The sequence below is a fragment of the Chlorogloeopsis sp. ULAP01 genome (assembly GCF_030381805.1).
Lineage (GTDB): Bacteria > Cyanobacteriota > Cyanobacteriia > Cyanobacteriales > Nostocaceae > Chlorogloeopsis.
The window spans coordinates 216106-228505 of record NZ_JAUDRH010000006.1 but is presented as its reverse complement, the minus strand read 5'-3'; the positions used below and the strand labels follow the sequence as shown (position 1 = coordinate 228505).

The window sequence follows — 12400 nt, the reverse complement described above, 5'->3', positions numbered from 1 at the left end:
TGCATTTGAGTTGTATCAATGCATCTGTTGGAATCATTATTCAAATTATTTGGTGTCACTTAGGTGACAACTCTAAAATCTTTGCTACTTTTATGGCTAACCATCCTTGCATGTCTGCGAGTAAATTCGCTCACGGAAGGATTTCCGTCAGGATGAAGTACTCCGATCGCCTGCTGCCAAAGTTCTGGAGATGCTACTGATGCTTTGTAGGTACGAATCTGCTGAGGAGTATCTTTACTAATGTGGCATTGGACGTAATACCATTTCGTTTCTTGACACTCGTCACACCAAAAAGCTTCTAACCATTCACCTTCTAAAGAAACTGCTGTTTTGCTTGCTAACAAAAGTAAAGCACTCTGCCGTCCCATTCCTCGCTGCTGGAGTTGTCCTGGGCGATCTGCAAATAACGGATATTTTTGACTTACGCTGTCAAGATAGCATCCATGAACCGGACAGTAGATAGCCCGTCGCTTTGAACGTTTGCGATTTCTATCACATCTTCTTTGCAATTAAACCTCCTTTGAAATAAGTAAATGCACAGGTAATACAGCAACTAGAGTCAAAGTTGATATTTTTTTAGTAGTATGTGTTCCGGCTATGTCAGGATTTGAGAGCCTAAAAAAATCAGAATTAGCCATAAGCACCGCTTTAACGTAATACACTGACTCCCCTACAGGTCAAGGTTTCATCCCTTAGGAGGATGCGAAGATTAAGCCAATTAATAAATAGTAAATACGGGTAATGCTTGAAAGCTTAATACATCTGTAATCACAACAGTTGTTAAGCCTTACCTATCTTGATTTGTCACAGACGTGGTAATAATATTATTTAGGAATATTTAGAAACTAATTGTTGCTTGCTTGAAAAAATACTGAATTTTAGTGACAATTTCTCTACTGTGCGACCATCTCTAACTACAAGTACGTAGCAGTCCAAAAGATGGTTACGGTGGAGGAACTGAGATCAAAAGACCATCAAAGCTCTACTCCATCAATTCAAAATAGTCGAATTTAATTGTATTGAATTCTCCTTTCAATCGAGCAACTCACAAATAGTTTCAGAAAAAGTTCAAAAGAAGAATCTGAGAATTCAGCCTTCATAACCACACGATTGATATATGCTCACATCATTTCAATTTAATTCGTGTCTAATGTAATTCACTGCCAGAGCCTCATAACAATAATTATACTGATTTGAGCCTTGCAAATAAGTGCTGCAACAGATGCAACTGGGCTTGCAGAAACTATGTTTAATTAGTATCAAAATATCTCAAAGCAATCCAATCCGTGGTTTTATTTTAGTTTGACTGCTCAGGATATGATGTAATTTACATCACACTTAAATAAATTAAGTTACTATTTTTTCATCAACCTGTATCCATATACTTTCAATTAAAGCAATTATATGGCTTATATACATCAAATATACAGCAGATAGGAATTTACTATATGTTCTACACAAATCATATATACAGCATATGAGTATATATGATAACTCTAAAATCTTTTGGTTTGCGTAAGAAATTAGCATAATTTGAAGATACTTAAGTAATATATTCATGACTTAATGTAAATACAATACTTTCAGTTTACGTACGTATATATGCTCGTAAAAGCTAGGCATTACATATAAACAGCTATTAATATCCAATTTTTTACTGCTAATACTCAAAACATATGCAACTTAAAAATGTATAAGTTATTACTTTTGCTCTAATAGTAGCTGCGTGCTTTTTAGTAGAATAATATTAGTTATTTTCTACAAAGTAGAAACCGTATAATCTTCAAACATGGCCGAATAAAATATACACGCCATTATTAAGTAACAAAAATATTTCAAATCCGAAGCTATATCCCGGTTTACACGCGCATTGCTTGTATTAAATGCAACTATTGCATAAATAATATTTAAAATACGCATCATAACGATTCTCTTTGAGATGACTTCTGATGATGAAACAGGGAAACAGAGATTACTGTGTAGTAGCATCTTAGAGAACAGATTCCTCCTACTCCTTTAGGTGAATTTAGTCCTCCTCTAAGATGGAAAAAATAGAGAATAACTCAGTTTAGATTTTCTAAAAAATAGCTAGAGAATTTTCAACTTGTAGATTACAGCAGTGACAACGCCATGCACTTCCGTATTATCCCTGAATAATCGCATCTAACAACTTTTGAGCATCAAAACGAACTGCATCGGTACAGGGCAAGCCAGTTTCGTCCTCAACTTGAGCGATCACGCCTTTAGCAGCTTCCTCATCTAGATGCCAAGTATTAAGTGCAATACCCACAACAGGTACTCGTGCAAAAGCACCAGCAGCACTGGCAACCATTTCATAAAGCTTGACTACATCAGGCAAGGGCGGAATAGGTACTCCCTCGATGACTTCAGTTTGCCCAAAACGATGTACAAGTATCAGCTGCGTTGGTTGGGAACCACGAATCAATGGTAGGGTTGCTGTGGAACCGGGATGTAGTAATGAACCTTGTCCTTCAATATGAAGAATATCGTGGTTTTGACCATATTCCATAACCATTTTTTCCACAGCGCCAGCCGCAAAGTCTACTCGTACCGCATCCAATGCGACACCATCCCCTTTTAACATCAAACCTGTTTGTCCCGTTGCGATAAACTTAGAACGCCAGCCCCGTGATTTTGAAGCCGAATTCAACTCCAGGCTAGTAGACATTTTGCCAACTGACATATCAGTTCCCACAGTTAGCACCCGCCGACAGGAAAGAGTATGTGCCATGCCAGTACCAATTCCCAAATTTGGTGGTTCTTGGCGCACATCCCAAATTAATTGTCCTGATTTCAGCAATGCTTTTAAATCTGGCATTGTTGACATTGGTACGTGCAAACCGTTGACTAGCGACATTCCTGCCGTCAGGGCATCCTTGATGTCACGCCAATAATCATCTGGTACAACACCTCCCTTCGTAGCAATACCAATTACCAAGACTTCTGGTTTGTAGTCTAACGCTGCTGCCATTGAGGCAACTATCGGCACATCACGCTTAATACCTGTTAATTCTGACAAAGATTGTCCTGCACACTCGCGATCAATTACAGCTACGATGGGAGATTCACTGTAACGTAGAAGTGACAACCCAGTTTTACCATGAGTTCCGCGAATACCTTCGTGTAATAAAATCGCTATTCGTCGATCAAGCAGCAAACGCACTGCGTTGTACCCCCAAGCCTGGTAAATTGTTTGGCAAAACTCTTCCCTCTTGCACGAATGCTCCTGTAAAGGGATCATCAATTAAATTCAAGTGACTATCTAAATCTAAATAGTCAGCTAGTGGTGCAAGCTGTGCTGCTGCTGTATTCAAAAGCGTGCTATCGGAATAGCAACCGAACATAACTTGCAATCCACAGGCACGAGCTGTATGTACCATCCGCATTGCCTCGGTTAACCCTCCTGATTTCATTAGCTTGATATTAATGCCATCAACCAAGTTTGCCAATTGAGGAATATCGCTGCTCGTAAAACAACTTTCGTCTACAAAAATGGGTAAAGGCGATCGCGTCTTTAATTGTGCTAAATTTTTTTCCTCGCCTCGTAGTAGCGGTTGCTCTACATACTTCACACCCAACTGTGCCAGCCAACTGCACATGTTGATTGCATCCTCCAAACTCCAACCCCCATTGGCATCAATATATATATCTTGCGTTGGTGCTTCTTCTCGCACTGCCATTAACATTTTTCGATCTGCCCCAATCCCATCTGGGCTACCCAATTTCACCTTTAATACACGGACATCCATAAATTTTAACCAATCTCGCGTCCTTGTCCTTGCCCCTTCTGGCGAATTAATCCCAATAGTCACCGAAGTTGGCACAATGGCGTCTCTATCCAGCCCCCATATTTGCCATAACGGTAACCCCACACGCTTTCCTAACCAGTCATACATCGCCATATCCAAAGCTGCTTTTACCGCAGATGGAATTTGGGTTTTTGTGAAAATGGCTTCTATCTGCTGTCGTTGTAACGGGCTGAATCCTTGTAATGCAGGTGTGATTTGCTGCAAAGAATCTTTGATCAGCTCCGTCGATTGCGGATAACTACCCACACTAAACGGAGAAGCTTCTCCCCAGCCTTCAATCTCATCATGGACGATCCTTACCCACACATTTTTTGTCTGTGCGATCGTGCCACGACTAATTGTCAAGGGAAATCGCTTGTTAACTGTAAAGATTTCCGCCTCAATTTGCATAAGTATACTTGAGATGGTCTAAAGCAAGTTTAAGTTTAATCTCAACGTTGAGTCGAGATTATTCCTTTGTTATACTTTTTCACACCCTTTAATTTTAATTATTGCTTTGTCACTGACTGGAGCATCCAATTTATCTATGAGAAACTTAGAAAAATGGCAACTGCTGCAATCCAAGTTAGTTATAGACCATCATTGGTGCAAAGTGAGGCAAGATGAAATCAAATTACCAAATGGAAGTATCATAGATGATTATTTCGTTTATATTAAGCCAGAAGTAGCCTTAGTTTTACCGATTACTAGCAGCAGGGAAATTGTTTTTGTTCGTCAATATCGCCATGCGATTGGAGAGTTTTTCATAGAGCTACCAGCCGGAAGTTTCGATCCAAATCAAGAAAGCGCAGAGACAGCAGCAAAAAGAGAATTGCAAGAAGAAACAGGATATATTGCCGATCAAATCACAAAAATTGCCACTTTATATGACAAGCCTAGTAAAGAAACTAATCAAATACATTTATTCTTAGCAGAAAATGTGGTAAAGGTAGGCGGTCAAGAACTAGATATTACAGAAGAGATAGAAATTATTTTGATTCCTATAGAATCAGTTTTAGATAAAGTTACCCAAGGAGAAATTTCTGTTGCAGGTACTGTTGCTGCTCTTTTTTTAGGATTAAATTTTCTGAGGTAGGGTGCGTTTAATTCATAAAATTAGAACTTATCAACAAGTATATTTATCTTTTTCATCGTAATACACCTTCTATACAAATGAAAGTTGAGTAAAATGAATGAGAGAAAAAATTAAGCAAGATTTCAGAAAATTATTGGAAATAATAGAACAGGAAAGACCAGGCTTTATTTCTATACTTGGAAAAGGCTTACCTGATGAAGAAATTCAAAAGTACATCAACATTCATCTTCTTCCAGAAGGTTTTATTGCTATCTATTCCTGTATCAGAGGAGGAGTCTATTTTGAATCTCTTAATGATTTTAATGATTCCATTGACTTTATTCCTACATATTATAATGACTTTATTCCTGGATATTATTTTATTGAAATTGACAAAATAGAAGAAGTAATAAAAACTTGGCAGGATATATACAGTAAATATTTAGAAGAATGCCCTTGGCAACCAGATATGATTCCTTTTTTAGAAGACAGTGCAGGCGATTATTATTGTGTTAGAACTTTACCAGATAATCAATCAGTTGTACTGCTTTTTAAAGGAGAGCCTGGTATAACTATAATCTGTCAAAGTATTAAAGATTTTCTTTTAATAGTTGCTGAGTGCTATAAACAAAATGCTTATTTTTTGGATGAAGATAGATATCTTAATTGTAATTATGATTTGGAAAAGAAAATTATATTAAAGTTCAACCCAAATTACTATTCTCAAAATGGGTTGGAACCAGAAGTATGATGTGAAAGTAGAATAAAGTAAGTGCTAAAAGCAATAAAAAAATCTATCTCCTCTCTTGTCACTTGGCAATTACCTATTCTGTAGTGGTAGATTGAGTTGTAGTTGCTTCCTTGTAGGGGTACAAAGCGAAACCTAATTAACTTGTTAGATATTGTTGTTATAAAAAACTTATACGTAGTGCGTTACACTGCGTTAACGCACCCTACGAATTCAACTAATTGCGTAAAATCAAATATTTAAATCACGTAAAGCCAGACGAATTTGCTCAACTCGTCTGCGGTTGACACCGAGATCCGACTCTCCCACGCGAGATGCCGATCGCACATGAATTACTGACTCATTGGCAGGGAAATAAAACTCTACATCATCAACAAATTTGAAGATGCGGCTTTTAGAAATAGCATGGATATAATTAGGAGTCTGTTCTAAAACTTCTGTACGAGGAACAACGCTGAGAACTTTGAGTAAGGTTTGGAGTGCTGTGTCCCGGTTTACATGATAAGCAATCGGATCAATGGCATGTTTAGGGTCAGACTCTTGACTCATAACACAGTTATTTGAAGCTGGGCAAGAACTAAGATGACCATTATTAACTCCCAAGCCAGAAGCCCAACTAGCAGCAGGAAGTATTGTTAGGGTTAGAAATATTGTCAGAGCGATACTCCACAGAAGTCGTTGGGCGATCGCTGTTGGCAGACGAGACATTCTGAATTTACTCCTCAAGGTTTGAATAACACTTCCCTTATTTTCTGTCATTTTGGTTGCCTGTCATGAATTGTCTATTAGCCCGACACAAACTCTACTATTAATCAATTCTTAGACTTTATTTAAACCCAATTTGGTAATCAATTATTTTAGCAACTGTTTAGTTGGCTTTTTATTTTCCTTCTATTCTAAAAATTTCAAAAAGGATATTTATGGAGCGTTTTCATTTCGAGCGCTTGTTATCCACCAAAGCAAAACGGCGGCACTTTCTAATTGGTGCTGGGACAGTAACAGCAACTGCGATCGCCAGTTGGACTCATAAAGTGGTTGCACAACCAAGATTTTCTACTAATCCTTTTAGCCTTGGTGTTGCTTCTGGTGATCCTCTACCAGATAGTGTAGTGCTATGGACGCGGTTGGCTCCAGATCCTTTAAATAGCGGTGGTATGCCACAGGTGAATGTGCCTGTGCAGTGGCAAGTTGCTTCCGATGAAAACATGAGAAAAGTTGTGCGGCGGGGCGTGGCAATGGCAACTCCCGAATTTGCACACTCTATTCATGTAGACGTACGTGGTTTACAGCCTGAGTCTTGGTATTGGTATCAGTTCAAGGTAGGTAATGAAGTTAGCCAAATTGGCCGCACCCGTACTGCTCCTGCTATTGGCGCTCCAGTTGATCAGCTTAACTTTGCGTTCGTTACCTGTCAGAAGTGGGAGGATGGTTACTATAGTGCTTACCGCCGCCTAGCCGAAGAAAATTTAGATTTGGTCTTCCACCTGGGCGACTACATTTACGAATATGGCATTCCTGCCACAGGTGGTGCGCGTAATGTGTCTTTACCAGAGCAGTTCTCTCAAGAGACGCAGACGCTTGAACAGTATCGCCTTCGCTACGCCTTATATAAAACCGACCCAGACTTGCAAAAAGCTCACGCCTTATTCCCTTTTGTGGTGACTTGGGACGACCATGAAGTGGACAACGACTACACTAACGAGATATCTGAAAAAAATGATCCCGTTGAGTTGTTTCTCAAAAGACGTGCAGCAGCTTATAAGGCTTACTACGAACATATGCCCTTGCGGGATTTTTCCTTACCACAAGGATCGAATTTGCAACTCTTTCGGCGGCTGACCTTTGGCAATTTGGCTGAGTTCAGCGTACTTGACACACGCCAGTACCGCAGCGATCACCCCTGTGGAGATGGTGAGACACCCCGTTGCTCGGCTGCTTTAGATCCATCAAAGACTATGCTTGGCAAACAGCAGGAGCGCTGGCTACTCGACGGTCTTGATCGCTCCCAAACACGTTGGAATGTGCTTGCTCAACAGGTATTGATGGCAGAGCTAGATCACAAAATCGGTTCAGGGGAGGTGTTTTGGAACGACTCCTGGGACGGATATCCTCTTGCACGCGATCGCGTCTTAAGTCACATTGTAAGTAAGCAAATAAGCAATCCAGTTGTGATTACTGGAGATTGGCACTCTACGTTTGTCAATGACTTAAAGCTGAACTTCAAAGACTCCAACTCTCCTACTGTCGCCACAGAATTCGTCACTCCCTCACTGACAAGCAATGGTGATGCAAATGTTTACGGCCCTTATTATGGCCCGATGATTCCAGAGAATCCACACATTAAATTCTTCGATGGCGATCGCCGTGGCTACTTCCGGGTTAACCTTAACCACCAACGCTGGCAGACTGATTTACGTATCGTCACAACAGTAAGTCGTCCAGATGCCCCTGTCTATACTTTGGCTTCGTTTGTTGTTGAGGATGGTCGTCCAGGTGTACAAAGTTCATAATGGCGATCATACTTTCTACACAGATGTGCCTCTCAAGTCTATATAGCCGCTATCATACGCCTCTTCAAAAGTACTTAACTAAGATGTACTTACCTTCTAATCTCACTCAGCAGAAACTATTAATTTATAGTACACTTGTACTGTAAACGGTGAAATCGCCAAAGTCAAAACACTCATGTATTAGGATGCTTCTTATTTTTAGCTAGAAGCATCTTTCTATTTGAGAAACTATTTAGGGAGAATTTTTCTGATATCATGTCCGGTTAATTAAACTGAATAAAAATTTTTGCTCGTAGTCAGGACTTTAGCCCTCAACCCAGGACTGAAGTCCTTACTACAAACTGTTTATTATGGGCGATTTGGCGGACATCAATATGACTACTTCAGTTGTACTTCTAATTTTTTGAATTTTGTGTGCTCCTTATAGTTAACTCTAAATCTCGCCGAAACCATAGAAGGTGCATAATTCTATTTTCTATATCTAATCTATAATACAAGTGTACTAATAATTGTAATGTGGAGCTATGACTTACGCCTACAGCATGGATGACGTGGTGCAAGTAGCCAAACAGACAGCTTGTGATATAGAGGCATGGTTGTGGGCAAAACCAGAAACTATCTGTGTCACCAATGTAGAGAATAAGTTAGACTACCAACGCAGAGATATTGATCTCATCTGGACAACGCAGGCAGGGGAAATTTTAGTGGAGCTGAAGGGTGATACTCATTCATGAAAAGGCTGATATGGATGTACCCCACCGCCTACGGCACCTCCCCTTACTAAGGGGAGGTTGGGAGGGGTTGAATATGAATCACTCAAAAAGTGAAATGGTATGACAGGTGGAACCAAACTAAAAATTTCTTTTTTGAAACACATAGTAACCTAGAGAAAGGCACCCTTGGCTGCTTCATGTACACGGAAGCGCACTTTGTCTTTTACTATTTCGTTAACACCCGTCAGTTGTATAGACTACCCATGCCCAAAACGCGGGAGTGGTTTTTGATTACGATGCGGCGCTTCCGGGAACGCTCTACTACAACACCAGTGGGAAACAACCACTACACGACTGTGGGACAACTGGTGCCGATTACTACGGTGATGTTAGAAGTACCAGGCGTCAAGTTAGAGTACCTGTGAAAAACTACAAGCTGAAATTGTCCACGTTCTTTGGCTAGTACTACCTATTTAACCAATTCTCAATCGCAAATACTCAACTTTAATGCAAGCATCCATAATCACATTAAGCCCTGCATCTAAAGCTTTTTGTGCTGCTTGTTGGTTGTAAATACCCAGTTGCGCCCATACAGTTTTAGCTTTGATGGCAATTACCTCATCAACAACTTCATCTAAGTACTCAAAACGACGAAATACATTGACAATATCTACCGTTTCTGGAATCTCTTTCAGGGAAGAATAACTGAGTTGACTGTCGATTTTATTGACAGTTGGGTTAACCGGGTAAACGGTATAGCCCACACTCCGTAAAAATTGGGCGATTTGATAACTGGTGCGCTCTGGTTTATTAGAATGACCAACAACTGCTATGACTTTAGACTGAGCTAACACCTCACGCATAGCGTCATCATTTCCTTTGAGGAGAGGCATTTTCAATCTCTCTATCAATTCGGTGCTACTACAAATGGTAAGCTACAAATTGCTATTGGGTTCTATCCATTTTTAAACTTGTAGCGTTAGAGAATTTTTGCGATCGCTTACTTCTATACAAATCCCCGACTTTTCACATCGTCAGGGATTTGTTTTTCAAAGCTTTAATCTAAAATCTATCTCGCCCATTGCTGCAAAATATAAGTATAAAAAGCCTCTTTATCTACCTGATCCATAGCGTAAATCTTACGACCTCCAGAAACTATTTTTGTACGTCCCTGGCTGGAACCAGTAGTAATAATTTCTGTTTCCCACTCCCGTAATTGATATAATTCTGGACGAGCGAGATAAGCTGTTGCCAGTACATCCCAGAAATAATAATCTTGAGGAATAACTAGTGCATAACACTGTCCAGCCAAATCAGAAATTGGATCGTGGCGTTGTCTTCCCATTTTTCTTACTATTTCAGATGTCACAGGAACATTGTTAGTTAAATCTAAAGAACACATAACTATCTCTATCTGACTTTGCCACACCCGCGCTACAGATATGGCATCCCAATAAGCATTCCATTCTGCCGAACCATCTTGCCCTGGTTCCCAATTTTTCTCAACATTTCCGGGAACATTCAATGCACCTCCCATCCAGATAATTTTTTGAATTTTTGCTTCGATATCTGGTGCTTTATCTAGTGCATATGCAATGTTTGTTAATGGCCCAGTTACCAGCAAAGTTACTGGTTCTGGGGCTTCTCGCAGCACTTTAACCATAAAATCTTGACCAGGTTCTGAAACCAAAAGCGTGCGAATAGTTTCGCTTTGATTGAGAATGGGGAAATGATCCACCACAAAAGAATCACGGCGATAAAGACGGGGGAACGGGTTTATGCCACGCACTGTACTTTCGGCAACAGGGATATGTGAAACTCCCATCAAGTCGAGAATTTTGCGTGTAGCGCTAACAGCAGGTTGTGCATAACAATCAGCAGGAGTGACGACGACACCGAGAATTTCGATATGATCCATCGTCACCAGCAGCATAGTTGCAAGATAATCATCTACACCACCGTCGTGATCCATTAATACGAGTTGTTTAGACATAAGAGGAGATTTAATAAATGGACGAATTTATGCAGGCTGCTATAGACGAAGCAAAACAAGGTAGACAAGAAGGTGGAATTCCCATTGGTTCCGTGCTTGTTAAGGATGGCAAAATTATCGGCAGAGGACACAACAAGCGTGTACAAGACGCCGATCCAGTCACTCACGCCGAGATTGATTGCCTTCGCAATGCTGGTAGAATCGGCAGCTACAGAGGTACAACACTCTATTCAACCTTAATGCCATGCTATTTGTGCGCAGGGGCAGTAGTACAATTCGGTATTAAAAAAGTTATTGCTGGAGAATCAGCAACTTTCTCTGGCGCAAAAGAATTTATGGAGTCTCACGGCGTAGAAGTAATAGATTTAAACTCAGATGAATGTAAACAAATGATGACACAATTTATCGAGGAAAAACCTGATTTGTGGAACGAGGATATTGGGAAATAAAGTCTGAATTAATAATAAAATATTTCATCCTTTATCTTTCATACTTTAGCCTTCTCATCACTCCCCTTTCTTTCAGAAACGCATCGAACGTTAATCTATCTGGTAGTGAAGGTTGAGCGCCTGGTTTAGTTGCTGCTAAAGCACCAGCTGCCGCACCCCATCTGGCTGCTTGTTCTAAAGAAAGTCCTTCTGAGAGTGCAGCTGCTAAACCACCGTTGAATGCATCTCCCGCAGCAACTGTGTCAACTGCATCTACTGCAAATGCAGGCACAAAGAAAGTTTCGCTGGAGGTGGCACAAACAACTCCTTGTGCGCCTAATTTAACAATCGCATTTTTTACTCCCTTTTGCCGCAATTGCCCAGCTGCTTTTTTTGCCGATTCTTCTCCACTGACAGAAAAACCAACTAATTGGCTTACTTCTCGTTCGTTGGGAGTAATAATGTCAACCAATTGATAAAGTTCATCTGGTAGATGAGATTGTGCTGGTGCGGGATCGAGAATTACTCTGACTCCCGCTTCTGTTGCGGCTGCACTAGCAGCAATAACCGCAGACATAGGAATTTCCAATTGTAAAAGCAGGGCTGAAGCTTGTGGTAGTAAACGTGACAAGCGTTCTACATCGTCTTGATTTACGCGTCCGTTAGCACCGGGTACAACAATAATTTGATTTTCACCAGCATCATCAACAGCGATCGCGGCGACACCAGAACTAATTGTTTCATCCACAAACACATTTTCAGTTTGTACGCCAGATGCCTGCAAACTTTTAAGTAATTCTTCACCAAAACTATCTGCTCCAACACGTCCCACCATTTGGGTAGGAATTCCCAGTCGTGCTAATGCTACCGCTTGATTTGCACCTTTACCGCCTGGTGCTTGAAAAAAATTACGTCCTAGCAACGTTTCTCCAGGAAGTGGTAACCGAGATACTGTTGTCACCAAATCTATGTTAATGCTGCCAAAGACGATCACACTCATAACTGGGAATTTTTTAGAAATGACTATACATCAAATCGCCTAGAACTGAAGTTTCTCTCTTATAGTTCAAGTCAGTTAAAACTGACTGAAAATCTTACTTAGTCTGCTTTATCAGACTTTAGCT

General features: G+C 40.3%; 13 protein-coding genes. 6 read left to right on the top strand and 7 right to left on the bottom strand.

The features are described from left to right. Positions 1–59: 59 nt before the first annotated feature. From QUB80_RS13780 to QUB80_RS13770, 3 genes are all read right to left on the bottom strand, one after another. Complete coding sequence (locus QUB80_RS13780) at positions 60–509, bottom strand: hypothetical protein (protein ID WP_289790072.1); 450 nt, start codon at positions 507–509, stop codon at positions 60–62. Between the two features lie 1634 nt (positions 510–2143). Continuing rightward, entirely contained in the window at positions 2144–3184 is a 1041-nt protein-coding gene (locus tag QUB80_RS13775) for an N-acetyltransferase DgcN family protein (RefSeq protein WP_289790071.1), read from the bottom strand. Next, complete coding sequence (locus QUB80_RS13770; protein ID WP_289790070.1) at positions 3168–4220, bottom strand: dipeptide epimerase; 1053 nt, start codon at positions 4218–4220, stop codon at positions 3168–3170. Before QUB80_RS13770 ends, QUB80_RS13775 begins: the two co-directional genes overlap by 17 nt. 136 nt (positions 4221–4356) lie before the next feature. Between QUB80_RS13770 and QUB80_RS13765 the strand changes: the two genes are divergently transcribed. Both QUB80_RS13765 and QUB80_RS13760 read left to right on the top strand, forming a co-directional pair. Continuing rightward, a complete protein-coding gene (locus QUB80_RS13765) occupies positions 4357–4905 on the top strand; it encodes an NUDIX hydrolase (protein ID WP_289790069.1) in 549 nt (182 codons plus the stop codon). Positions 4906–5002: 97 nt separating this feature from the next. Further along, positions 5003–5635: an SMI1/KNR4 family protein gene (locus QUB80_RS13760; RefSeq protein ID WP_289790068.1), complete on the top strand. Its 633-nt coding sequence runs from the start codon at positions 5003–5005 to the stop codon at positions 5633–5635. A 228-nt stretch (positions 5636–5863) separates the two neighbouring features. Here the strand turns inward: QUB80_RS13760 and QUB80_RS13755 are convergent, their stop codons facing one another. Then, positions 5864–6340, bottom strand: coding sequence for a DUF1499 domain-containing protein (locus tag QUB80_RS13755; protein WP_289790067.1), 477 nt, complete (start codon positions 6338–6340; stop codon positions 5864–5866). 212 nt (positions 6341–6552) lie between these two features. Between QUB80_RS13755 and QUB80_RS13750 the strand changes: the two genes are divergently transcribed. The 3 genes from QUB80_RS13750 (at position 6553) to QUB80_RS13740 (ending at position 9280) form a co-directional block, all read left to right on the top strand. After that, entirely contained in the window at positions 6553–8142 is a 1590-nt protein-coding gene (locus tag QUB80_RS13750) for an alkaline phosphatase D family protein (protein ID WP_289790066.1), read from the top strand. 524 nt (positions 8143–8666) lie between these two features. Next, positions 8667–8876, top strand: a complete 210-nt coding sequence (locus QUB80_RS13745) for a hypothetical protein (protein WP_289790065.1) — start codon at positions 8667–8669, stop codon at positions 8874–8876. A gap of 242 nt (positions 8877–9118) precedes the next feature. After that, positions 9119–9280: a hypothetical protein gene (locus QUB80_RS13740; RefSeq protein ID WP_289790064.1), complete on the top strand. Its 162-nt coding sequence runs from the start codon at positions 9119–9121 to the stop codon at positions 9278–9280. A 48-nt stretch (positions 9281–9328) separates the two neighbouring features. Here QUB80_RS13740 and QUB80_RS13735 read toward each other — a convergent pair whose 3' ends face one another. Both QUB80_RS13735 and QUB80_RS13730 read right to left on the bottom strand, forming a co-directional pair. Continuing rightward, positions 9329–9748: a CoA-binding protein gene (locus QUB80_RS13735; protein WP_289790063.1), complete on the bottom strand. Its 420-nt coding sequence runs from the start codon at positions 9746–9748 to the stop codon at positions 9329–9331. Between the two features lie 176 nt (positions 9749–9924). Next, a complete protein-coding gene (locus tag QUB80_RS13730; RefSeq protein ID WP_289790062.1) occupies positions 9925–10848 on the bottom strand; it encodes a nucleoside hydrolase in 924 nt (307 codons plus the stop codon). A gap of 17 nt (positions 10849–10865) precedes the next feature. Between QUB80_RS13730 and QUB80_RS13725 the strand changes: the two genes are divergently transcribed. Then, on the top strand, positions 10866–11297 hold the full coding sequence (locus tag QUB80_RS13725) for a nucleoside deaminase (protein ID WP_289790061.1): 432 nt from the start codon (positions 10866–10868) through the stop codon (positions 11295–11297). Positions 11298–11328: 31 nt separating this feature from the next. On the opposite strand, the gene rbsK is transcribed toward QUB80_RS13725, so the two are convergent. Continuing rightward, positions 11329–12276: a ribokinase gene (gene rbsK, locus QUB80_RS13720; protein WP_289790060.1), complete on the bottom strand. Its 948-nt coding sequence runs from the start codon at positions 12274–12276 to the stop codon at positions 11329–11331. Positions 12277–12400: the final 124 nt, after the last annotated feature.